Here is a 23,610-nt window from a genome sequence, read left to right as displayed (position 1 = left end):
GTTATATGAACCGATGCGGCATTCCTGCCGGCGTTCTGCGATTTTTGATTTTGGACTACAGGACTGATACGGCAGGCGATGACTAAGCGCTATTCTTACAAGCTGGAGGCAGGCCGGATCGGCGCGGGCGTGATAACCCTGATCGCCATGGGTGCCGGCTGCAACCACGCCATGGCGCAATCCCAAGGCCAAGCTGCGCGAGTGGCCGGCGTCACCGGTACGCAATTTGCTTTTGAACTGGCGCTTGCGCAGGTCGCTGCCACCGAGATAACGGCTCCTGCACCTTCGCCAGCCGAAACACGCCCGCCCTATGCCGACGCCAGGCCCATACCCAAGATCATCCGTACCGAGACCACGCCCGGCACTGACGGCCTGACCAGGGGCACGTCCTATCTGGAAGCCGACCAGGTCATCAACAGCGATGATGATGTCACAACCGCCGTTGGCAGCGTCGAACTGCGCCAGAACGGCCGGACCATCCGCGCCGACAAGGTTATTTCCAATTCAGTGACCGGCGTGACCACGGCTGAGGGCCATACCCAGACGCTAAATGAGGATGGCAGCGTACAGTTCTCCGACAAAATCACCTATGACGACAATATGCAGTCCGGGTACAGCGAGAATTTTGCCTCGATCGGCCGTGACAATTCAAAAGTCTTCGCTCGCCGCCTGGAGCAGGTCAGTCCGGACATCAACCGCCTGACCAATGTCATCTACACGCCCTGTGCCTTGTGCGTGAAGAACGGCGAGACCCAGGACCCGACCTGGTCGATCGAGGCCAGTCAGATTACCCAGCGTAAAGACAAGAAGATGGTCTTTTACAATAACGCTGTGGTGAAGCTGAAAGGCGTCCCGGTCCTTTATGCGCCTTACCTCTGGACGCCGGATCCTGAATTGGAGCGCGCCTCCGGTTTCCTGCCGCCGAAAATTTCGGCCGATGAGAAACGCGGTTTTTCATACGAGCAACCCTATCTCTGGTCGATCTCACCCTACCAGTACCTGATCATCAGCCCGCAACTGAACGCCAGTGTCAATCCGCTGCTCAATCTGGACTATATGCGCCGCTTCTATTCCGGCACGTTGCATGTCCGCGGCGGTTTCACCAATGAGGCATTCTTCGATAATGACGGTAACCGCCACGGCGTTTCGGCGACGCGCGAATACCTTCTGGCGGATGGCGCCTTCAAGATCAACGAAGACTGGCGCTGGAATTTCACCGCCCAGCATGTGAAGGATGAGAGCGGCGATCCGAAAGGCGACTACGCCAATTTCTTTGAACGCTATAGTATTGACGGCGCCTTTGATCAGGTCGGTGATCTTTCTGTGGATTCTCGCCAGCTAATCAATCAGTTCAATGTGACGCGCCAGGTTTCCAATGCCTATTTCGCGGTCACGCTGGCGAATTTTCAAAGCCTGCAGGTCGGCGGCTATCTGGACAGCGCCAGCGGCACAAGCCTGCAGCCCTATGCCATCACCTCCGATTTTTTCCCGACCATTGCGCCGCAGGTTGAAGCCTACTGGTCGCCGAAATCACGCATCCTTGGCGGACAACTGACACTTTCGGCGAATGCGATAGGCGTTTATCATAAAACGCTCAGCACACAGGCCGGCCTCAATGCGGAAGATATCGGAGCGCCCACGGGTCTGCTCGTGCAAACCGCCGGATACGACACGAACCGATTCAGTGCCGGCCTGAACTGGCAAGGCGACATGACCACAGCCAGCGGTATCAAATGGGGACCGTTCATTGATGCCCGCCATGATTATTACAAGGTTTCAAATCTTGACGGTCAAGGTCTGACGCAAGATATTTCCCGTGATCTGGCAACGGCCGGCCTCAATATCAGTTACCCAATGTACCGGAAGTTTAAAGGCTTTACGGCAATCATTGAACCGGTAGCTCAACTAGCCGTATCTCCCGAGGCACAAGTCAGCCCCTATATTCCGACCGAAGACAGCCAGTCGTTTGAATTTGACGAAACAACCCTGTTCAGCTTCAATAAATCTTCCGGTTTTGATATCTATGAAGCCGGCTCCAGGTTGAACCTGGGCTTGCGGGGTGAGTTGCGTTTCAAGTCCGGTCTGCGCGTCGACGGCTTGCTTGGCCGCGTTTTGCGCAATGATATTGAAACGCAATTCATGAAGACTGTGGCGATCAACGGTCAAAGCTATACCTATGACGCTTCGGGCCTGGGAAGCCAGAATTCCGACTGGATCGCCACCGGCAGTTTCGACACCGGCGCTGGCCTTAATGGCTATACACGTTTGAGATTTGATGGCCAAACCGGACGCCTGAACCAGGGTGAATATGGTCTGACGGCGGTACGCGCCAATACGCAGGCGACTTTGCGCTATATCGTAAATAATGTTCTGACGCCCGGCCAGATTCAAAACTATTACAGTGGCTATAACGGTACGGCTTTTGACAGCACGCTTCAGGCTGCGCGGCTCGCCCAACTTGCAGCCAATGGCAAGCTGAAAACCTTCGGCGACAATTACCGCGACATCCAGCTTTACGGGCAGCACTTCTTTACCTCTCACTGGGGTGTATCGGCCCGGATTGACCGGGATATGGTCAGCGATACCTGGCGTAAATCTACTGTCAGCGTAATTTACAAGGATGATTGCAGTTGGTTCGAACTCGTTTATCAACAAAACGATTCAGCCCTTACCACTCGTAACGGCAAATCGTCATCCTCGATATTCTTCCGCCTTAACTTAACCACATTGGGAACATCACCTGCGAAGGTCAACGATGTCCGCTAAACTCAGGTCAAACCGTCACGCTATGCACATGTCCACTCCTCTGACCTCCGGTTCATTCATGTCCAGGGTTTTGCCCGTCCTGTCCGTGGCATTGATGCTCGGGGCTTCCCCCGTTCTGGCGCAAAGCTTCCCCCAGACGCCAGATACGGGTGACGCCGCCCTCGCCTCGCAGCCGGCCCTGACACCCGATACCCAGGCACCGCAATTGCCGCCGCTGGCGGAAGGCATACTGGTTTCCGTCAATAACGACATGATCACCTCTTATGACCTGAAACAGCGCATGTTGCTGCTGATCGTGACGTCGGGCGTGCAGGTGACGCAGGAAAATTACGCCGCCTTCCAGCAGCAGGCCCTGAACAGCCTGATCGACGAACGTCTGCAACAGCAGGAGCTGGACCACTGGAAGGTCAAGGTGACCGATGCCGAAGTTGACGACGAAATCGCCCGTATGGCCTCGCAAAGCAATCTGAAACCCGACCAGCTCCTGAGCGAACTGAAGCGCGTCGGGGTCGAACCGGCTACTCTACGCGCCCAGATTGCCGCTGAATCTGGCTGGAACCAGTTGGTTGGCGGCCGCTATCATTCCAGCGCCAATGTCGGCACGGCCCAGGTCGATTCCCTGATGGACAAGGTCATCGCCGACGGCCAGAAGCCGCAATATCTTGTGGCGGAAATCTTTATCGACAATACGACGGCTGGTTCCCCCGCCAACGCGCTTCAGGGCGCCAAGCAGTTGCGCGACCAGATAGCGGCCAAGGTCGCGCCCTTCCAGGCCGTCGCTCGCCAATTTTCTAATGCACCCTCGGCCGCCAATGGCGGCGATGCCGGCTGGCTGGTTTCCGGCAATATTGAGCCGTCGGTCGAAACGGTTCTGGCCTCGCTCAAGCCCGGTGAAATGAGTGAGCCGATCGTGACCAAGGACGGAGTCTATATTTACCTGCTGCGCCAGAAGACCGATGGCAATGCCGACATGGTCTTCCGTCTCAAGCAGGCCGCCGTTCCCCTGCCAGCCAATGCCAGCCCCGCCGATGTGGCCGCCGCCAATGCGGCCCTCGCCAGTTTCCGGTCGCGTGTTGATAGCTGCGAAGCCTTCGATGACCTGGACGGCAAGGCCCCTGCCGGTGTCCAGGTCACCGATCTGGGCGATGCCCAGCTTTCAACGCTACTGACCAATTATGCCGACGCCCTGCGCCCGCTGAAGAACAACCAGGTGACGGAACCGCTTCGCAATGCGCAGAACATGAACGTACTTTATGTCTGCGACCGCCAACTGGCGGGGGATAACGCCCTGAGCCGCGACCAGGTCGAAAACAATCTGGTCAATCAGCGCCTGTCCATGCTGGGACGCCGCTACCTGCGCGAACTAAGAAGTACGGCGACGATTGAGAACCACTGACGCCCCATTGGTTATGAGCCTGGGTGATCCCTGCGGGATAGGCCCGGAGCTTGCGGCGAAAGCCTGGACCAGCCTGAGAGATCAGGCTGGTTTAGCTTTTTGCGTGATCGGTGATGCCAGGCTCATGGCCGCACAGGGCGTGCCGGTCATGCCAGTGGCCGATGTGTCGGAAACCAATGCACATTTCGCCGATGCCCTGCCAGTGCTCGACAGGCCACTGAGCGCGCCGGCGGTCGCCGGGCAGCCAGATGGCGTCCATGCCCCCTTTATCATTGACTGGATCAGGACCGGCGCCGAACTGTGCCTCGGCGGCCGGGCGCGCGCCCTGATCACCTGCCCGATCGCCAAGTCTGTGCTTTACGCGACCGGTTTTCGTTTCCCCGGCCATACAGAATACCTTGCAGACCTTTGCCGTAAGGGCAATGTCGTGCCCACGCCGGTCATGATGCTTACAGCAAAGGATCTGCGTGTTGTTCTGGCGACCATTCACACGCCTTTGAGCGCCGTGCCTGCGACTCTGTCGATTGCCGGACTGGTTGAACTGGCGCGCATTACGAATGCCGCGCTGATCAAAGATTTCGCCATTGCCGCGCCACGCCTGGTCATGGCCGGCCTGAATCCACACGCCGGCGAAGAGGGCACCCTAGGCCGCGAGGAAATCGACATTCTGGCCTCCGCCCTAAATCAATTGCAGAATGAAAGCATCAATATTCAGGGCCCATTTCCCGCGGACACGCTGTTCCATGACGAGGCGCGCACGGCTTATGATGCCGCCCTGTGCATGTATCACGATCAGGGACTTATTCCGCTGAAAACCCTCGATTTCTGGGGCGGCGTCAATATTACCCTGGGCCTGCCTATTGTCCGTACCTCACCGGATCATGGCACCGGTTTCAATATCGCCGGCAAGGGCATTGCGCGGGTTGACAGCCTGCTGGCCGCCATTCGCGCCGCCGACGAAATCAGCCGGAATAGAGCCGCTGCATGACCGATCTGCCCTCCCTCCGCGAAAGCCTTGAAGCCCACGGCCTGATGGCCAAGAAGAGCTTTGGCCAGCATTTCCTGCTTGATCTCAACATCACCCGCAAGATCGTCCGCCTGGGTGGCCCGTTCGATGGTGATGTCGTGATCGAGGTCGGCCCAGGCCCCGGTGGTTTGACGCGTGCCCTTTTGGAAACCGAAGCCCGCAAGGTCATAGCGGTGGAGATGGACAGTCGCTTTATAGACCTGCTGGGTGAATTGAATGGCGTATATGGTGACCGGTTCGAGGTCATCGAGGGAGACGCCACCAAGATTGACGAAGCTCGCTCACTTGCGGACCGCAACCTAACGGAAGCAGCACATATTGTTTCCAACCTGCCCTACAATGTCGGGACGCCGCTGCTGATCAAGTGGCTGACCGGCCCGTGGCTGCCCCTGTCCATGACCCTGATGTTCCAGTTGGAAGTGGCCCTGCGTGTCGTGGCGCCGGTGGGCGATAATGACTATGGCCGGCTGTCGGTGATCTCCCAGGTTTTGTGCGATTGCCAGAAGATCATGGACCTGCCAGCCCGCGCCTTTACGCCGCCGCCAAAGGTCGACAGCGCCGTGGTGCATCTGAAACCAAAGGCGGAACGTCCGGAACCACGCGTGATCCGAAATCTCGAAAAAGTCACCGCCGCCGCCTTTGGCCAGCGCCGCAAGATGCTGCGCGCATCGCTCAAATCACTGGGCGGCGAAGCCCTGCTGGAAAAGGCCGGTATCACGCCGAGTGAACGGGCGGAACAGGTGTCACCGCAGGACTTCCTGCGGCTGGCGCATCTGATCTAACGGGGTTTGGGGCCTGCGGCCCCAAGTCTTCTCTCTTTCAAAGAAAATATCCGCCAAAATGGCGGATATTTTCTTTGAATAAAGCAAGGTTTATGGGGCCACAGGCCCCAAACCCCGTTAGACAGGCTCCGACATCAGTTCATCCACAAAAGGCGCAATCCAAAGCCCACGCGAGCGGCGCGCGACCTCAGCATGATAGATGTGGATCAGTTCGGCATAGGACCGGTCAAAATCGTCATTCAGGATGACATAATCATATTCCGCCCAGTGCGCGATCTCGCCCTTGGCACGCGCCAGACGACGCTCGATCACCGCCATCTCATCCTGCGCGCGAGCGATCAGCCGGCGCTTCAATTCCTCCATCGACGGCGGCAGAATGAAGATGCGCACCACGTCCGACGGCGCCTTGGCGGAGATACGCTGCGCCCCTTGCCAGTCGATATCGAACAGCACATTCTTGCCCTGAGACAGGGCGCGCTCGACCGGTTCGCGTAAGGAGCCGTAGCGATGATCATGCACCGAAGCATGTTCCAGGAAGGCATCCTCGGCGATCAGTTCATCCATGTGAGTGTCGTCGATGAAGTGATATTCACGCCCTTCCTGCTCACCAGGGCGCGGTTTTCGCGTTGTGACTGATGTCGAGAGATCAAGATCGGCATGATCGGCCATCAGCCGCCGGCACAGCGACGTCTTGCCGGCGCCGGAGGGCGATGAAACGATAAGCATGAGACCGCGCTTTATGCGCTGCGTGCCGGGGTTAGAGGTATTCGGCATCGCCTACTCCACATTTTGCGTTTGTTCACGGAACTGATCAATCGAGGCTTTAAGCTCCAGCCCGGTCTGGGTCAATTCGATAAAGGCCGATTTCGAGCACAGGGTGTTGGCTTCCCGCATGAACTCCTGCGCCAGGAAGTCAAGCTTGCGCCCCGGTGCCGCTTCCCCCTCGATCAACTGGTGCGCCTGGTCGAGATGCGAGGTCAGGCGGTCCAGTTCCTCGCGGACATCGGCCTTGGTGGCCAGAAGTGCCGCTTCCTGGAGAACGCGCTCCTGAAAATCCTGGGCATCGGGCAACAACTCATCCAGCCGGCGGGTGAAACGTTCCCTGATCGCCTCAACCTGCTGATCCGCCAGCCCCTTGGCGCGTTCAACACAGGCCGCCATGGTGATCAGGTGGCCCTTCAATATGGCTTCAAGCGCCCGACCTTCGCTTTCACGAGCCTCTTTCAGGCGGTCAAAGAGCGCCGCAAGGTCAACCACCAATGCCGCCTCAGCTTCGGCATTCAGTTCGGCGCGCTCGTCGCCGGCTGCCTCAATGACGCCGCGAAGGCTCAGCAAACCATCTACGGAAGGCGTCACCGCCTCACCGGCGTCGATCAGGGCGCGGCTGGCTTCGAGATAGAATTCAAGCACATCCTTTTTGAGCGTCACACCGGTTTTCGCCGCGGCGCTACCGACCGATACGGTCAGGTTCATCTGGCCGCGCTGGAACCGGCTCTTGGCCAGGTCGCGCCCCAGCCTCTCCACGGCCTCAAAACCGGCCGGAAATCGGTATTTGACGTCGAGACCACGACCATTGACGCTGCGCATTTCCAGGGTCCAGGTCAAGGTGTCATACCCGCCCTCAATGCGGGAAAAGCCGGTCATGCTAGCCAGACTCATGGAGTGTCTCCGGATGTCGGGGGTATTAACGCCTGGCGCTCAGACGCACTGGTTTTGCCGCCTTGTCGGTCCTGGCAACGGACGGCCCCACAGGTGGCTCTGGCGCAACGGCAGAAGACGTATAGACATTAACCTGGGCTTCCATGGCCCGCCATTTGGCGACATTGGCCAGGTGCTCCTCATAGCTGGCGGCAAAGACATGCCCGCCGGTTCCATTGGCCACGAAATAGAGATCCTGTGTTTTGGCGGGATTGAGCACGGCGGCAATTGACGCCTTACCGGGATTGGCGATCGGCGTTACCGGCAATTTGTCGATCTGATAGGTGTTCCACGGCGTCGGCGTATCCAGTTCCTCCCGCGTCAACCCCCGGCCAAGCGGTTCACCATGTGAAATGCCATAGATGACGGTCGGGTCGGAACCCAGGCGGATGCCGCTGCGCAGGCGGTTGATAAAAACGGCCGCCACGCGCGGGCGCTCCGCCGGCAGGGCGGTCTCGCGCTCGACGATCGAGGCCATGATCAGGGCGTCTTCCTTGGTGGCAAACGGCAGGTCCGGGGCGCGTTTGGCCCAAAGCGCGTCCAGCGTATCACGGCCGGCGTCGAGCATCCGGTCGAGCACGGCCTGACGCGTTTCGCCCGGCTGATAGAGATAGGTTTCCGGCAGGATAGCCCCTTCCGGTGGCACCTCGACATCGCCGGTCAGGTCTTTGATACCCATCAGGATACGCACGGCCTGGGCCGAGGTCCGCCCTTCGGGGATGGTGATGAAGGTCTGGACGACCTTGCCGTCTTCAATCCGCCGCAGCGCGCTCATCAGCGAGGTGCCGGCTGGAAATTCATAGGTGCCCGCCTTCAGGCTGTGCCGGCCAGTGAACTTTGCTGCCAACCGGAACAGGCTGGCTGAGTGGATGACATGTGCTTTTTCAAGTGCCTGCCCCATCCCCCTGACGCTCATGCCATGCGCCAGCGTCACCCGTGTCGTGGTTTTCAGACCAGGTCCATAGAGCTGGGCATAGAGGAACAGGCCGCCGGAAAAAACCAGCAGCAGCAAACCGGCCAAAAGCCCCGCCAGAGGGGCCCAAAGCGACTTGCCCCCCTTTTCCGACGATGCCTGGCCGGTGATGCGGATCATTCGTCAACCGCACCCAGGATAAGCGCGGCATTGGTCCCGCCGAAGCCGAAACTGTTGGAAAGCACCCGCTTGATCTTCATTGGCTTGGCTTTGTGCGGCACCAGGTCGATCGGGGTATCGACATCGGGATTATCGAGGTTGATCGTCGGCGGGGCGATCTGGTCGCGGATTGCCAGGGTGCAGAAGATTGCTTCCACCGCACCGGCGCCGCCCAGCAGGTGGCCGATCGCCGATTTGGTCGAGGACACAGTACCGGTGGCGGCACGCTCGCCGAGGAACTTTTCGATGGCTTTCAACTCGATGCCATCAGCCATGGTCGAAGTGCCGTGTGAATTGACATAGTCGATGGTCGCCGGGTCGATATTGCCATTCTTCGCCGCCGCTACCATCGCCCGGTAACCGCCATCTCCGGTCTCGGAAGGCGCGGTGATATGGTAGGCATCGCCGGTCAGGCCGTATCCCAGAACTTCGGCGTAGATTTTGGCGCCGCGCGCCTTGGCGTGTTCATATTCTTCCAGAACAACAATGCCGGCCCCTTCGCCCATGACGAAACCGTCGCGGTCCTTGTCATAGGGACGCGAGGCCTTTTCGGGCGCGTCGTTGAAGGCCGTACACAAGGCGCGACAGGCAATGAAGCCGGCAATCCCGACTGGCACGATGGCCGATTCCGCGCCGCCGGCCACCATGACATCGGCATCGCCGAACATGATCAGACGCGCCGCATCGCCGATGGCGTGGGCACCGGTGGCGCAGGCCGTAACGACGGAATGGTTCGGTCCCTTCAGACCGTGACGGATCGAGACCTGGCCGGAGGCCAGATTGATCAGCGAGGACGGGATAAAGAAGGGGGAAATTCGCTTCGGCCCCTTGTCACGCAATTCCAGAGCCGTGTCGGCGATAATGCCGAGGCCACCGATCCCGGACCCGATCAGGGTGCCGGTGCGCTCCTGGTCTTCATCCGATTCCGGGTGCCAGTTGGCATCATTCAGGGCTTCATCAGCCGCCGCGATGGCGTAAAGGATAAAGTCGTCAACCTTGCGGCGTTCCTTGTTGGAAAGCACGGCAGACGGGTCGAAGGAGCCTTCGATGTCCGGGCCGCCACCGCCACGTCCATCGACGGTCGGGACTTCGCAGGCCACGGTACAGGCATAGTCGGTCGTATCGAAAGCCGTGATAGGCCCGGCGCCGGACTTGCCTTCAAGCAGGCGTTTCCAGGATATCTCGACCCCGTTACCGAGAGGTGAAACCAGACCGAGACCAGTAATTACGACGCGACGAACCATAGGCGATCAACCTTCAATTTGGCCTTACTACGGCCAGACCTGGAGCAAAATGACGTTAGATAGAATCATCATTTTGCTCCAGCTTTTTGTTTTGGCGCGCAATTTATCCAAAAATCGGACCGCCGATGCGGTAGTGACCACTTTGTTGGATTGCGCTCTAGATACAACTAAGCGCGGCCAAACCCCCATAACAGGAGTCTGAAACCGCGCTCAAGCAAGTCTTTGGACTTAGGACTTCAGCTTGCCATCAATGTAGGCAACAGCGTCGCCCACAGTCAGGATGTGCTCAGCCGAGTCATCAGGGATTTCGATATCGAATTCTTCTTCGAAAGCCATGACCAGCTCAACGATGTCGAGGCTGTCGGCTTCCAGATCGTCGATAAAGCTCGCCTTTTCCGTGACCTTGTCCGGATCAGCATCCAGGTGGTCGATCACGATCTTACGAACACGTTCAAGAACTTCAGACATTTATTGTCCCTTCAGAAAGTAGAAACTCAGGACCCGAGACCGCAGGGTCCCAAGGGGAGGATAGAATCCAGTTTTGTCTTGTAGGCATATAAAACCGGCGTTTCAAGACATTTAAAAACACCGGCCAAAGCAAGAGCGGCAAAACACACACCAGACGCGCATTTTACCCGTTGTTATATTCAAATCATCGTCCTAGATCATGGCCTTAAATCATAGCCATGCCGCCGTTGACGTGCAGGGTCTGGCCCGTCACATAGCCAGCTTCCGCGCTGGCCAGATATACGGCCGCCGCGGCGATGTCGCTGCCTTCGCCCAGGGCGCCCGCCGGAATTTTAGTCAGGATGGCGGCCTTTTGCGCGTCATTGAGTTCGTCCGTCATGGGCGAGGCAATGAAGCCCGGAGCGATGCAGTTCACGGTTATATTGCGGCTGGCGACCTCCTGCGCAAGGGCCTTGGAAAAACCGATCATGCCAGCCTTCGAGGCGGCATAGTTGGTCTGGCCGGGATTGCCGGTGACGCCGACCACCGAGGTAATGCCGATGATGCGGCCGTAACGGCGCTTCATCATGCCCTTGGTGGCGGCGCGCGCCAGGCGAAAATAGGCTTCGAGATTGACCTTGATGACGGTTTCCCAGTCTTCGTCCTTCATGCGCAGGATCAGGCCGTCACGGGTGATGCCGGCATTGGCGATCAGGATGTCAAGGCCGGAACCGGCGGCCTCTTCGGCCTTGGCGACCAGTCCATCGACCTGTGCGGAATCGGACAGATTGGCGGCGGCAATGAATGCATTGTCACCGAGTTCGGCGGCCAGTTCCGCCAGAACGCTTTCGCGTGTGCCGGACAGAACGACCTTCGCGCCCTGGGCGTGAAGCGATCGGGCGATGGCGGCGCCCAGGCCGCCGGTGGCGCCGGTTACAAGGGCGGTTTTTCCGGTCAGGTCGAACATGAATCGGCTCCTCAGAAACAATGTATGGCGGCGCGTTTAGGCGAAAACCATGTAAGGGATCAAGCAGATTGTCGTACTCAGGCTTTGAACGAGGCCGCAAAAGCTTCGAAATCGGCCGCGCCGTTCAGAGCCACCGAATTGGCTTCAGGCGCAATCCGCTTGCTCATGCCCGTCAGCACCTTGCCTGCCCCCAGTTCGGCAAAGGTCGTGACACCGCCTTCTGTTGCCAGCCACTGCACCGATTCCCGCCAACGCACCCGGCCTGTCACCTGGCGCACCAGCAGGTCGGCGATTTCATCCTTGCTGCCAATCGGCCGCGCCGTGACATTGGCCACCAGGGTCGATACGGGCGCATGGATTGCCACCTCGGCCAGCGCCGCGCGCATTTCTTCAGCGGCCGGTTCCATGAGCGGCGAGTGAAACGGCGCCGAGACATTTAGCAACATCCCCTTGGCGCCCAGTTCCTTGGCTTTTTCGACCGCCAGTTCAACGGCCTGCTTCATGCCGGAAATGACGATTTGCCCGGCGTTATTGTCGTTGGCAATGACCACCACGCCGGCGGCCGCGCCAGCCTCGCAGGCTTTTTCCGCAAGTTCCAGATCGGCCTTGCCGATCAGGGCCGCCATCGCGCCGACGCCTAACGGCGTGGCACGCTGCATGGCCTGGCCGCGCAGCTTGAGCAGGCGCGCCGTATCAGCCAGGGAGAAGGTTCCCGCCGCCGCATGGGCCGAATATTCACCGAGGCTATGACCGGCAATATATTTCGCCGTGGAACATGGAACGCCGAATTCCTTTTCAAGAATGCGCGACACGGCGACAGACACCGCCATAATCGCCGGCTGGGCATTTTCGGTGAGGGTCAGTTGATCTTCTGGCCCTTCGCGCATGATGGCGAACAGCTTCTGACCGAGGGCGTCATCAACCTCACCGAACACCTCACGCGCCACGGCAAATGTGTCGTAAAGCTCCGCGCCCATGCCGACGCTCTGCGACCCCTGCCCCGGAAAAACAAATGCCAGTGTCATGATCCTTGCCTCTCACAATTTAACCGGCGACTCCGTTAGGACAATGCGACCTTCAGGGCAAGCCAAACCATGTATTTTTACTTTTTGCATAAACGGTAACCGATCTTGCCATACCGCCGTATAAGGCATAGCGTTACAAAAACAGGAGATACGCTCATGAAGAAAATCGTTCTCGGCCTGGCCGCTCTCGCTGGCGCCACCCTGCTGGCTTCCCCGGCCTTCGCCGCCCTCAAGGTTGGCGACAAGGCGCCGGGCTTCAGTATTCCGGTCGCCACCAATGGCGTCGTCAGCACGTTCTCATTGCAGGACGCCCTGAAATCCGGCCCTGTCGTGGTCTATTTCTACCCGAAAGCCTTTACCGGCGGCTGTTCTCTCGAAGCGCATCAGTTTTCCGAAGCCATCCCGAAGTTTGAAGCCAAACATGTGACCGTCGTCGGCGTCTCCACTGATGAGATCGGCACGCTGCAAAAGTTTTCCAAGGAAGTCTGCCAGGGCAAGTTCCCGGTGGGCGCCGATACCAAGGCCGTGGTCACCAAAGCCTACGATGCGCAGATGGGCACCATGAACATGTCCAACCGCATTTCCTATGTCGTCGGCACGGATGGCAAGATTGCCTTCGTCCATGACAGTGGTGACGCCTCCACCCATGTCAGCACGCTTTTGCAGGCTGTCGACGCAGGTAAGTAGGCTGCACACGGCGCGTCGCCTGGGCGCAAAACTAAACAACTCTTGCCTTTTGAGCGTTCCTCATCTATGAGGGCGCTCCCTTCCGGGTGGTCGGCTGACATCGTGTCATGTACGATCCATCGTCCTGACCAGACCTTCCGCTGGTTCAAGGCGCCACCCGGAGCAACGGAAGAGGATAAACATGCCCTTTTACGAACACACCGTGCTCGCACGGCAAGATATTTCGCCGCAACAGGCGGAAGCTCTTAACGACACCATCAAGCACCTGATCGAAGAAGGCGGTGGTCACATCGCCAAAATCGAATACTGGGGTCTGCGCAACCTGACCTATCGCGTCAAGAAGAACCGCAAGGCTCACTATTCGCTGCTCGCCATCGACGCCCCGGCCCCGGCCGTGAAGGAAATGGAGCGCCAGCTTTCGATCAATGAAGACGTCATCCGTTTCCTGACCGTTCGCGTCGAAGAGCTCGACCTCGAACTGTCGCCCGTCCTGTCGCGCCGTGACCGTCCGGAACGCTCGGATCGCTCCGATCGTGCCGAACGCACGCCTGACTTCGCAGAATAAGGGAGCCCCAGATGTCTGAAGACGCAATCGCCTCCACCGCTCCCGGCGCGCCCGTCGGCAACGGCCCCGCCCGTCGTCCTTTCTTCCGCCGCCGCAAGGTGTGCCCGTTCTCCGGCGCTAACGCCCCGAAGATCGATTACAAGGACGTCAAGCTACTGCAACGTTACATCTCGGAACGCGGCAAGATCGTCCCCTCGCGCATCACGGCCGTCAGCCAGAAGAAGCAACGCGAACTGGCCAAGGCCATCAAGCGCGCCCGTTTCCTGGCCCTGCTGCCCTACGTTGTGAAGTAAGGAGCAGAGATCATGAAAGTTGTTTTGCTTGAACGTGTCGAAAACCTCGGCACCATCGGTGACGTGGTTGGCGTGAAGGACGGCTTCGCCCGTAACTTCCTGCTGCCCCGCCACAAGGCCCTGCGCGCCACGGCTGCCAACCTGAAGGTCTTCGAGGCCCAGAAGGAACAGATCGTCGCCCGTAACGCCGCCAACAAGGCCGCCGCCGAGAAGTCGGCTTCGGAACTGGACGGCACGACCTATGTCATCATCCGCCAGGCAGGTGACTCGGGTCAACTCTACGGTTCGGTCAATGCCCGCGACGTCGCTGACGCCGTTGCTGAAGCCGGCGGCAAGGTCGAGCGTAACCAGATCGTTCTGAATACGCCGATCAAGACCCTCGGCCTGCACGTCATCACCGTGCGCCTGCACGCGGAAGTCTCGCTGACCCTCACGGTCAACGTGGCCCGTTCGGCTGACGAAGCCGAGCGTCAGGCCGCCGGCGAAAACGTCATCGCCTCGCAATTCGAAGAAGATCGCCTGGCGGATGAAGCCGCCGCGGCCGATCTGCTCGAAGGCGGTGCCGGCGCTGCCCTGGCCGACGCGCCTTACGAAGCTTAATCGCTTCTAAGCGTTGAGGATTTAGCCCCCGAAAGCCAGTCTTTCGGGGGCTTTTCCATGTCCGCATCACGCCGTGTTTATTGCAACCGGCTGATCCGCCTTGCTATTCCTGGGAAAACAGGTATGGTCACTGCATTCGAGATTCAGGTTTGACTTGCACGACCGCCCACAAGGCTCCCAAGACGCACTCTTTTCGGATTTTAAAGTTCGCGTAATTCCATGCGTACTTCATGCACGAAGGTGCGATTACTATACGGAGGCCATCATGGCTACGGGTACGGTTAAGTGGTTCAACCCCACTAAAGGTTTTGGTTTCATTCAGCCCGACACCGGCGGCGCGGACGTGTTCGTCCACATCTCGGCTGTTGAACGCGCCGGTCTGCGCACCCTGAACGAAAATCAGAAGATCAGCTACGAGCTGGTCACTGAAAAGGGCAAGACCTCGGCTGCCAACCTGCAAACCGCGTAATTTATCAGGCTTTGGCCTGTGAATTTCAACGTTTAAAACCCTCGAAAGCTCCGGCTTTCGAGGGTTTTTGTTTGCAACACGCATTGAGCTTACGAGGGCGCCATCAAATATGGCCATGTTACCGTGTCACGAATGGTTACAGCGCAGACGTCTATTCACGGATTTTGGTTGAGCCAAGCAAACTCGCCACGCACAAGAATTTTATGTACACATCTGAATTATAATAATTTTTATGATTTTTTTACGCGCCCCCACCCGACTGAATATAGTTTTACTAATCTGATATTGCAGGATTTATTGCGGCGCACCCTCTTTAAATATGACAGCAATGCGACCAATTGTGGCTCAGCACAACCGCACGAGTCGGAAAATCGCCTTAAAGACGAACCCGAACCGAAATTAATGGAGCCTACGCATGTCCACCTCACGTCTCTATCTGACAACCGCCCTTGTCCTCAGCCTGTCGGCCGGTTTTGCGCCCGCCGCCTTCGCACAAGGTTCCGCCCAGGCCACGCCGGCGGCAGATGAACAGCCCACCGAAGTCGTCGTCACCGGTCAGCGCGCCAGCCGCCGGTCGCGCCTCGATACCCTGGCGCCCGTCGATGTCGTCACGGCGCAAAGCCTGCAAACCCAGGGCTCGACCGAACTGGCCCAGGGCCTTTCCCGCGTCGCCCCCAGCCTGAACTTCCCACGCCCGGCCGGTGTCGACGGCACCGATAACGTCCGCCCGGCAAGCTTGCGCGGCCTGTCGCCGGACCAGACCCTGGTTCTGGTCGATGGCAAGCGTCGCCACACCTCGGCGCTGGTCAATGTCAACGGCTCAACCGGCCGCGGATCATCCGCCGTCGACCTCAACGCCATCCCGGAAATCGCGCTCGACCGCCTCGAAGTCCTGCGTGACGGCGCCTCGGCGCAATACGGCTCCGACGCTATCGCCGGCGTGATCAACCTGCATCTGCGCGAAGCCGATCATGGCGCCGGCGTCAGTGTTTCCTACGGCGAATACGACACCGATGTCGATCCCGCCAATTCTTCGCGTCATGCCTCAGACGGTGCCACCACCAATGTTTCCGGCTGGGTCGGCCTGCCGCTTGGTAGTGACGGTTTCCTGACCATCTCCGCCGAAACCCGTCATCGCGCCCCGACCTCGCGCGGCGATATCGACGCCCTGGTCTCGCCGGCCGTCGTCACCAGCCGGTATGGCGATCCGGCTCAGTTGAGCGCCAGTGTCTTCATCAACGCTGGCAAGCCGCTGAACGATAACTGGACGCTTTACGGCAATGCCAGCGTTTCGGACCTCAATTCCAAGAGCGCAGCCTTCTTCCGCCACACCAATGCCTCCGGCAATATTCCCGAAATCTATCCCTTCGGTTTCCTGCCCATCATCAATGCCCAGTCGAAAGACTATTCGGCCACAGTTGGCGCGCGGGGCAATATTGGCGAATGGACCAGCGACTTCTCCTTGAGCGCCGGCGGCAACAAACTCGACTACTACACGCTTAACAGCGTCAATCCGTCCTATGGCGCCGCCTCGCCACGCGATTTCTATGACGGTCAGATGAAATATGATCAAACCGTCTTCAATGCCGATATCAGCCGTCCGTTCGCGGTATCAGGCTGGGCCAGCCCACTCACCCTGGCGCTGGGTCTCGAAGCCCGTCAGGAGAAATACGCCATCAAGGCCGGGGATGTCGCCTCCTACGCACTCGGTTCCGACACGACCAAGTCGGCCGGCGCCCAGGGCTTCAGCGGCTTCCAGCCCAGCAATGTCGTCGATGTCGACCGCAACAATGTCGGTGTCTATGCCGATGTCGCCGCTGACATCACCGACCGCTTCAGTTTCGATGCCGCCATCCGCGCCGAAAACTACTCCGATTTCGGTGACAATGTCTCCGGCAAGCTGGCCGCCCGCTATAAGCTAACCGATCAATTCGCCCTGCGCGGCTCGGTCTCCACCGGCTTCCGCGCACCTTCCCTGGCCCAGCAATACTTCACCTCGACCGCCAGTGTGCTCGATACCAGCGGCAGCGTCGGCAAGATCGTCGAAACCGGCACCTTCCCGGCTACAAGTGCCGTCGCCACGGCCCTAGGCGCCGAGCCGCTGAACCCGGAAAAGTCCACCAGCTATACCTTGGGCGGCGTCTGGCACAGCGGACCGTTTGAAGTGACGCTCGATGCCTACAGCATCAAGATCGAAGACCGCATCCTGCTTTCGGAAAACATTTCCCGCACCTTCTCAACCCAGGTTGCGGATCTGCTGGCCCCCTATGGCGTATCTGCGGCGCGCTTCTTCATCAATGGTGCCGACACCACGACCAATGGCGTTGACCTGGTGGCCAATTATCGCCTGCCGACCGAGCGCCTGGGTCGCTTCAACTTCTCGCTGGCCTATAACCATAACGAGACCGAAATCGACCGCCTGAACCCGCTGAACAACTCGCCGCTCGATCCTCAGCCGGTTCTGTTCGCCCGTGTTCGCCAGGTCATCCTGACCAATTCGTCGCCTGAGGATAAGGCCACGGTGGGCGTGGACTGGAATGCCGGCAACTGGACCGTCAATGGTCGCGCCACCTATTACGGCGACGTGATCGATCCGGCCTCGGTTCAGGCCAACGACATTCACAGCGGTGACCATACCCTTGTCGATCTGTCGGCAAGCTATCGCTTCGGCACGGGCACGACGGTCACGCTCGGCGCGGATAACCTGTTCGATGAATATCCGGACGCCACTCCGGCCAATCTGAACATCACCAGCGGCAACGGTGTCGGCGCCCTCTCCTTCACCCGCTTCTCGCCGTTCGGTTTCAACGGCCGCTATATCTACGCCAAGCTCAGCCAATCCTGGTAACCAGGGTCACGGACCCTGGACCCGGAATCGTGACAGCGTGTGTTGTGACTTTCGTGGCTAAATATCCCCCCTCGCCGGTTCGCCTGCGAGGGGTTTTTCATGTTATGGTCAGCAGATTCTATCCCCAGACTTCACAGGCTGTGAATTGGCCTTAAGTGGATAGCTGTGAGTCGCCAGAAAATCCGCCAAGACAGCCCTTGCCTTTCCTGTCTTAACTCTGCTTATGACCACCATGCCCGACACCCTCCCCCCGCTTAACACTGCCGCAGATACGCCTTCCACCATTCCGCATAATCTCGAAGCGGAACAGGCCCTTCTCGGCTGCCTGCTGTTCGATAACGGCGCTTATGAGCGCCTGTATGATGGTCTGCAACCACGCCATTTTTATGAGCCGTTTCACCAGCGCCTGTTTGCGGTCATCGAGGAGCAGATTCGCATCGGTCATCTGGCGGAACCGATCGTTTTGCTCGACAAGTTCAAGGCGGATCAGGCATTTCAGGATCTCGGCGGCATCCGCTATTTCGCCGATCTTGTCGATCGTGCGCCGCCGGCAGCCAATGCCTCTGATTATGCCCGCGTCATCTATGACCTGGCCCTGCGCCGCGACCTGATCCGCCTGGGCGGCGAAATCGCCAAGGCCGCGGTGGGAGAGCAGGATGCCCGCGAACAGATCGAAGCCGCTGAATCGCAGCTCTTTTCCATGGCCGAAACCGGCAGCTCCTCCACCGGCTTCGTCAGCTTTTCGGATGCTGTCGCAGGCGCCTTGAACCACGCCGAGGAAGCCTTCCATCGCGATGGCGGTCTGGCCGGCATATCCACAGGCTTGTCCGACCTCGACAAGCAGATCGGCGGTCTGCACAAGTCCGACCTAATCATCCTGGCCGGGCGCCCCTCGATGGGAAAAACCGCGCTGGCGACCAATATCGCTATGAATATCGCCAAGAACTATGCCTACGAACCGCAGCCCGACGGCACCCGCAAAACCGTGCGCGGCGGTATCGTCGCCTTCTACTCGCTCGAAATGTCCGCCGACCAGTTGGCGGGCCGTCTTCTGTCCGATGCCTCCAGCGTGCCGTCTGACAAGATTCGCAAGGGCGAAATCACGCCCGGTGAATTCATGCAGATCAAGGAAGCGGCCATGGAGATCAGCGCCGCCCCGCTCTATATCGACGATACCGGCGGCATCACCCTGGCCAAGCTGACGGCCCGCGCCCGCCGCCTGAAGCGCACCGCCGGCCTCGATTGCCTGATGGTCGACTACCTCCAACTTGTCACCATCGGCGACGCCGGCGCCAATATGAACCGCGTGCAGGAAGTCTCGACCATCACCATGGGCCTCAAAACCCTGGCCAAGGAACTGGCCATTCCGGTCATCGCTCTCTCCCAGCTTTCCCGTACAGTCGAAAGCCGTGATGACAAGCGCCCGCAGCTTTCCGACCTGCGTGAATCCGGCTCGATCGAACAGGACGCCGATATCGTCATGTTCGTTTACCGCGAAAGCTACTATCTCGGCCGCGCAGAGCCACGCGAAGGCACACCGGAACACCTGACCTGGCAGGAAGACATGGACCGCTGCCGCAACATGGCTGAGGTCATTATCGGCAAACAGCGCCACGGCCCCATCGGTACGGTCCGCGTATCGTTCGACGCCAACACTGTGCGCTTTGGCAATCTGGCGAATAGTCATTTGTATGAGAGCAACTACGAATAGAAATGCAGGACGCCAGGAATCCGAGGAGCATGGCCAGAAATTTGCGCTTTATCGCCATATGGCTTTGTTTCAGTGCGATTGGTTCGGTCGGCTTCTCATTTCTATTGCCCCTCATTGTGTCGCATGATGGCGAACAGCAGATGATTGATGCGCCCGGCGTTATCTATCGAGGCGTATGCTGCATAGAAGCGCCCTGGCACTTCTTTCAACATTTGATATGGTTTCCGATAGCTCCCCTACTCCTGCTCTTGGCTGCTATCAGCGCAATTTTGTCGGCCCTGTTTACTACGTCAAATCAAGCCGATTGACACGGCCAACGAATTGGAACATATGAAGAACAAATAGCTTCATATGAGTGTGCCATGGCCCGCGATTCCGCCATCTACGTCTGTCAATCCTGCGGCAATGTCCATAACAAGTGGGCCGGACAATGTGGAGGCTGCGGACAGTGGAATACCCTGGTTCAGGAAACCTACAACACGCCACCCGGCGGGTTGAAAGCGGAACCGGCCGGTAAAATCTCTCGCCTGAACAAGCTGCAATTCGAGACTCTTGAGAGCGAGGATGCCATCCCCGTCCGTATGGTGACGGGGATCGATGAGTTCGATCGTGTCTGCGGCGGTGGCGTGGTGCCAGGCTCGGCCATTCTGATCGCCGGTGATCCAGGTGTCGGCAAATCAACCCTGTTGCTCCAGGTGGCTGCCAGCGCCGCGCTGAAAAATCTCAAGGTGGCCTATATTTCCGGCGAAGAAGCCGTGGAGCAGATACGCGGCCGTGCCGGACGGATGGGGTTGGCAAAGGCCCCGGTCGATCTGGCGGCAGAGACCGCCCTGCGAACCATCCTCGAAGCGCTGAAACGCGAAAAGTTCGATCTCGTCATTATCGATTCCATCCAGACCCTGTGGTCGGACGCAGTCGAGGCTGCGCAAGGCTCGGTGTCGCAGGTACGCGCCTGCGCCGGTGAACTCGTGCGCCTGGCCAAGAAACAATCCACCTCGATTATCATGGTCGGCCACGTCACCAAGGAAGGCCAGATTGCTGGCCCCCGTGTGGTCGAGCACATGGTCGATGCCGTTTTGTCCTTTGAAGGCGAGCGCGGTTATCCCTTCCGAATCCTGCGCGGCACCAAGAACCGTTTCGGCGCCACCGACGAAATCGGCGTGTTTGAAATGGGCGATTCCGGCCTGCGCGAAGTGCCCAATCCCTCCGCCCTGTTTCTCGGCGACGGCCATGAACGCGCCTCAGGTTCCGCCGTCTTTGCGGGTATCGAAGGTTCGCGTCCGGTGCTGGTCGAGGTCCAGGCGCTGGTGGCGCCTTCAGCCTATGGCACCCCGCGCCGCGCGGTCGTCGGCTGGGACTCAGGCCGCCTAGCCATGATCCTGGCGGTGCTGGAAGCCCGCTGTGGTGTCGGTTTCGGCCAGAAGGACGTCTATCTCAATGTCGCCGGGGGGCTGCGCATTTCCGAACCCGCCGGCGATCTGTGCGCCGCGCTGGCCCTGGTATCCGCCCTGACCGACGTGCCCCTGCCACGCGATTGCGTGGTCTTTGGCGAAATCAGCCTGTCCGGAGATATCCGCTCGGTTTCCCGCGCAGAAGGTCGCCTAAAAGAAGCCCTGAAACTGGGTTTTTCCAGTGCCGTCACCGCGCAATCCGCCAGTGAAAATGCGCCCTTGCAGGTACGCGGCTTCACCACCCTGGTCGATGCCGTCACCAGCCTGTTCCCTCAGGGCTAACCACACTGACCGGTTAACCCTTGTTGTTAAGCCTGTGCGCAAATGGTATGACTACGCCCAGACGCTGTGGCCGCCTCAGTCTTCAATAAATACGCTTCAGGACTGGAAAATGGCTGGCGCCATCACATATGGGGGATAACATGCAAGCCTACGATCTCATTTTTCTGGCCATTCTCGCCATATCATGCGTCGCAGGCTTTGTGCGTGGCGGCACCAAGGAACTGGTCAATCTGATTTCCTTTTTCCTGGCGCTGTTCGTCTCCGTTATCGCCAAACCCTTCATTGCCAACAATTTCCACCTCGATACTATCACCGGCTACATCGCCGCCTTTGTCATCTTCCTTTTGATCTATTTCGGCATCCGTTATCTGGGTCATGCCCTTTCGGAGAAGATCCAGAAACAAAAGGCCTTGAATACCTTCGACCGCGTTCTGGGCATTGGCATCGGAATCTTCCGTACACTGGTGGTTTTGGGCGTATTCCATTTGATTTTTTCCGCGGTGACGCCTATTGACCGGCAACCTCACTGGTTTCGCGCCGCCAAGGTTTATCCACTTAGCGTCAAATGCGCCAAGATCATCCAGGCCTTCATTCCGGCAAGCACGGGTGTGGCCAACAAGGTGGTCGAGGACAATCAGTAACCTGACCCTCCGGTCTCCCCGTGCGGACGGTCACTGCGTTTTAGAAAAGAGATTCCATGCTGTTGTCTCAGCCTGAACTGTCTGCTCTCACCGATCCCCAAGCCTCCCAGCGCGACTCAGACGATGACCGCCCCCGCCTCGAATGCGGTGTGTTCGGCGTCCATGGTATTGATGACGCAAGCGCCATCACCGTCCTTGGTATGCACGCCCTCCAGCATCGCGGCGAGGAAGCCTGCGGCATCGCCTCCTGCGACGGCAAGCGCTTCTACACCGAACGTGAACATGGCCTGGTCGGTGACGTTTTTACCCAGCCCGAAGTGGTGGCCCGCCTGAAGGGCCGCTCGGCCATTGGCCACACACGTTATTCAACCGCAGGCGGCGCCTTCATCCGTAACGTCCAGCCGATGTTCGCCGATCTGGATGACGGCGGCATCGCCCTCGCCCACAACGGCAATCTTACCAATTTCATGCACCTGCGCACCAAACTGGTCAGCGAAGGCTCCATCTTCCAGTCGACCTCCGATTCGGAGGTCATTTTGCATCTGATCGCCCGTTCGCGTTCGATCAAGATCATCGATCGCTTTATGGACGCCCTGCGTCATATCGAGGGCGGTTTCGCCCTGGTGGCCCTGACGCGCAATATGATGATCGGCGCTCGTGATCCGCTCGGCATCCGCCCCCTGGTCATCGGCAAGCTGGGCGACTCCTATGTCCTGGCTTCGGAAACCTGTGCGCTGGACATGATCGGCGCCACCTTCGTGCGCGATGTTGAGCATGGCGAAGTCGTCCAGATTGACGAAACCGGCCTGACCTCCTTCAAGCCGTTCGGCGTCAAGGCGGCCCGCCCCTGCCTGTTTGAATACATCTACTTCGCCCGCCCGGACAGCATCGTAAACGGCAAATCCATCTATGACGTGCGCAAGCGCATGGGCCGCCAACTGGCCATCGAGCACCCCGCCGATGCCGATCTTGTCGTGCCCGTGCCGGATTCCGGCGTACCGGCTGCGCTTGGCTTCGCCGAACAGTCCGGCCTGCCGTTCGAACTGGGCATTATCCGCAACCACTATGTCGGCCGGACCTTCATCCAGCCGACCCAGGGCATCCGCGATCTTGGCGTCCGCAAGAAGCACGCCCCCAACCGCATCGTGCTCGAGGGCAAGAAGGTCATCCTGATCGACGACTCGATCGTGCGCGGCACCACCTCGGTCAAGATCGTCCGCATGGTGCGCGCGGCCGGCGCCAGGGAAGTCCACCTGCGCTCGGCCTCCCCGCCGATCATGTGGCCCGACTTCTACGGTATCGACATGCCGGACCGTGAAAAGCTGCTGGCCGCCAACCACACCCTGGAGGAAATGCGCCAGAAGCTGGAATGTGACTCCTTAGGCTTTCTCTCGGTCGATGGTCTTTACAAGGCCATGGGGCATTCCGGCCGCGACAATGCCAACCCGCAGTTCACTGACCACTATTTCACCGGCGAATACCCGACCCGCCTGACCGACCGTGAAGTGGAAGCCGAAGGCGAAAACGCCGGGGCTCAGCTTTCGCTGCTTGCCAACAGCTACTAAATCACAGGACTTCA

22 protein-coding genes are annotated in these 23,610 nt (G+C 59.0%); 15 read left to right on the top strand and 7 right to left on the bottom strand.

Features of this window, described 5'->3' with window-relative positions; translation table 11 throughout:
- The first annotated feature begins 78 nt into the window (after positions 1-78).
- From BLO49_RS00440 to rsmA, 4 genes are read left to right on the top strand one after another with little or no spacing between them, the layout of a single operon-like run.
- Complete coding sequence (locus BLO49_RS00440) at positions 79-2,766, top strand: LPS-assembly protein LptD (RefSeq protein WP_090642858.1); 2,688 nt, start codon at positions 79-81, stop codon at positions 2,764-2,766.
- 58 nt (positions 2,767-2,824) lie between these two features.
- Positions 2,825-4,162, top strand: a complete 1,338-nt coding sequence (locus BLO49_RS00435) for a foldase protein PrsA (protein ID WP_245678803.1) — start codon at positions 2,825-2,827, stop codon at positions 4,160-4,162.
- Positions 4,149-5,150, top strand: coding sequence for a 4-hydroxythreonine-4-phosphate dehydrogenase PdxA (gene pdxA, locus BLO49_RS00430; protein WP_281187165.1), 1,002 nt, complete (start codon positions 4,149-4,151; stop codon positions 5,148-5,150). Before BLO49_RS00435 ends, pdxA begins: the two co-directional genes overlap by 14 nt.
- Positions 5,147-5,971 carry a 16S rRNA (adenine(1518)-N(6)/adenine(1519)-N(6))-dimethyltransferase RsmA gene (rsmA, locus tag BLO49_RS00425; RefSeq protein WP_090642848.1) on the top strand — a complete coding sequence of 275 codons (825 nt, stop codon included), beginning with the start codon at positions 5,147-5,149 and terminating at the stop codon, positions 5,969-5,971. The genes pdxA and rsmA overlap by 4 nt, the downstream gene beginning before the upstream one ends.
- Before the next feature lie 117 nt (positions 5,972-6,088).
- On the opposite strand, the gene gmk is transcribed toward rsmA, so the two are convergent.
- The 7 genes from gmk to fabD all read right to left on the bottom strand — a co-directional run bounded on the left by gmk (position 6,089) and on the right by fabD (position 12,484).
- Positions 6,089-6,745: a guanylate kinase gene (gmk, locus tag BLO49_RS00420; RefSeq protein WP_090642846.1), complete on the bottom strand. Its 657-nt coding sequence runs from the start codon at positions 6,743-6,745 to the stop codon at positions 6,089-6,091.
- Positions 6,746-6,748: 3 nt separating this feature from the next.
- Positions 6,749-7,630: a YicC/YloC family endoribonuclease gene (locus tag BLO49_RS00415; protein ID WP_090642843.1), complete on the bottom strand. Its 882-nt coding sequence runs from the start codon at positions 7,628-7,630 to the stop codon at positions 6,749-6,751.
- A gap of 25 nt (positions 7,631-7,655) precedes the next feature.
- Positions 7,656-8,762, bottom strand: coding sequence for an endolytic transglycosylase MltG (gene mltG / locus BLO49_RS00410; RefSeq protein WP_090642841.1), 1,107 nt, complete (start codon positions 8,760-8,762; stop codon positions 7,656-7,658).
- Positions 8,759-10,045, bottom strand: a complete 1,287-nt coding sequence (gene fabF / locus BLO49_RS00405) for a beta-ketoacyl-ACP synthase II (protein ID WP_090642839.1) — start codon at positions 10,043-10,045, stop codon at positions 8,759-8,761. The genes mltG and fabF overlap by 4 nt, the downstream gene beginning before the upstream one ends.
- Positions 10,046-10,273: 228 nt before the next feature.
- Positions 10,274-10,513: an acyl carrier protein gene (locus tag BLO49_RS00400; protein WP_090642836.1), complete on the bottom strand. Its 240-nt coding sequence runs from the start codon at positions 10,511-10,513 to the stop codon at positions 10,274-10,276.
- Between the two features lie 205 nt (positions 10,514-10,718).
- Positions 10,719-11,459, bottom strand: a complete 741-nt coding sequence (fabG, locus tag BLO49_RS00395; RefSeq protein WP_090642834.1) for a 3-oxoacyl-[acyl-carrier-protein] reductase — start codon at positions 11,457-11,459, stop codon at positions 10,719-10,721.
- 77 nt (positions 11,460-11,536) lie between these two features.
- Positions 11,537-12,484: an ACP S-malonyltransferase gene (gene fabD, locus BLO49_RS00390; protein WP_090642831.1), complete on the bottom strand. Its 948-nt coding sequence runs from the start codon at positions 12,482-12,484 to the stop codon at positions 11,537-11,539.
- A 156-nt stretch (positions 12,485-12,640) separates the two neighbouring features.
- Between fabD and BLO49_RS00385 the strand changes: the two genes are divergently transcribed.
- The 11 genes from BLO49_RS00385 (at position 12,641) to purF (ending at position 23,596) form a co-directional block, all read left to right on the top strand.
- On the top strand, positions 12,641-13,171 hold the full coding sequence (locus BLO49_RS00385) for a peroxiredoxin (RefSeq protein WP_090642828.1): 531 nt from the start codon (positions 12,641-12,643) through the stop codon (positions 13,169-13,171).
- 181 nt (positions 13,172-13,352) lie between these two features.
- Positions 13,353-13,736 carry a 30S ribosomal protein S6 gene (gene rpsF, locus BLO49_RS00380; RefSeq protein ID WP_090642825.1) on the top strand — a complete coding sequence of 128 codons (384 nt, stop codon included), beginning with the start codon at positions 13,353-13,355 and terminating at the stop codon, positions 13,734-13,736.
- A gap of 11 nt (positions 13,737-13,747) precedes the next feature.
- On the top strand, positions 13,748-14,029 hold the full coding sequence (gene rpsR / locus BLO49_RS00375; RefSeq protein WP_090642822.1) for a 30S ribosomal protein S18: 282 nt from the start codon (positions 13,748-13,750) through the stop codon (positions 14,027-14,029).
- Between the two features lie 12 nt (positions 14,030-14,041).
- A complete protein-coding gene (gene rplI, locus BLO49_RS00370; RefSeq protein ID WP_090642819.1) occupies positions 14,042-14,629 on the top strand; it encodes a 50S ribosomal protein L9 in 588 nt (195 codons plus the stop codon).
- A gap of 265 nt (positions 14,630-14,894) precedes the next feature.
- Positions 14,895-15,098, top strand: a complete 204-nt coding sequence (locus BLO49_RS00365) for a cold-shock protein (protein WP_090642818.1) — start codon at positions 14,895-14,897, stop codon at positions 15,096-15,098.
- 415 nt (positions 15,099-15,513) lie between these two features.
- A complete protein-coding gene (locus tag BLO49_RS00360; RefSeq protein ID WP_090642815.1) occupies positions 15,514-17,946 on the top strand; it encodes a TonB-dependent receptor plug domain-containing protein in 2,433 nt (810 codons plus the stop codon).
- Positions 17,947-18,169: 223 nt separating this feature from the next.
- Positions 18,170-19,657 (top strand): replicative DNA helicase, encoded by a 1,488-nt coding sequence (locus tag BLO49_RS00355; RefSeq protein ID WP_090642813.1) that lies wholly within the window; start codon positions 18,170-18,172, stop codon positions 19,655-19,657.
- Positions 19,658-19,686: 29 nt separating this feature from the next.
- Positions 19,687-19,965, top strand: coding sequence for a hypothetical protein (locus BLO49_RS00350; RefSeq protein ID WP_139159588.1), 279 nt, complete (start codon positions 19,687-19,689; stop codon positions 19,963-19,965).
- A 54-nt stretch (positions 19,966-20,019) separates the two neighbouring features.
- Positions 20,020-21,390, top strand: a complete 1,371-nt coding sequence (radA, locus tag BLO49_RS00345; protein ID WP_090642808.1) for a DNA repair protein RadA — start codon at positions 20,020-20,022, stop codon at positions 21,388-21,390.
- A gap of 140 nt (positions 21,391-21,530) precedes the next feature.
- Positions 21,531-22,031 carry a CvpA family protein gene (locus tag BLO49_RS00340; RefSeq protein ID WP_090645895.1) on the top strand — a complete coding sequence of 167 codons (501 nt, stop codon included), beginning with the start codon at positions 21,531-21,533 and terminating at the stop codon, positions 22,029-22,031.
- A 56-nt stretch (positions 22,032-22,087) separates the two neighbouring features.
- Complete coding sequence (purF, locus tag BLO49_RS00335) at positions 22,088-23,596, top strand: amidophosphoribosyltransferase (protein ID WP_090642804.1); 1,509 nt, start codon at positions 22,088-22,090, stop codon at positions 23,594-23,596.
- The last annotated feature ends 14 nt before the right edge of the window (positions 23,597-23,610 follow it).

The sequence above is a fragment of the Asticcacaulis taihuensis genome (assembly GCF_900100255.1).
Taxonomy (GTDB): domain Bacteria; phylum Pseudomonadota; class Alphaproteobacteria; order Caulobacterales; family Caulobacteraceae; genus Asticcacaulis; species Asticcacaulis taihuensis.
Note: the sequence above shows the minus strand (reverse complement) of the source record. Positions and strands in the feature narration are given on the sequence as shown.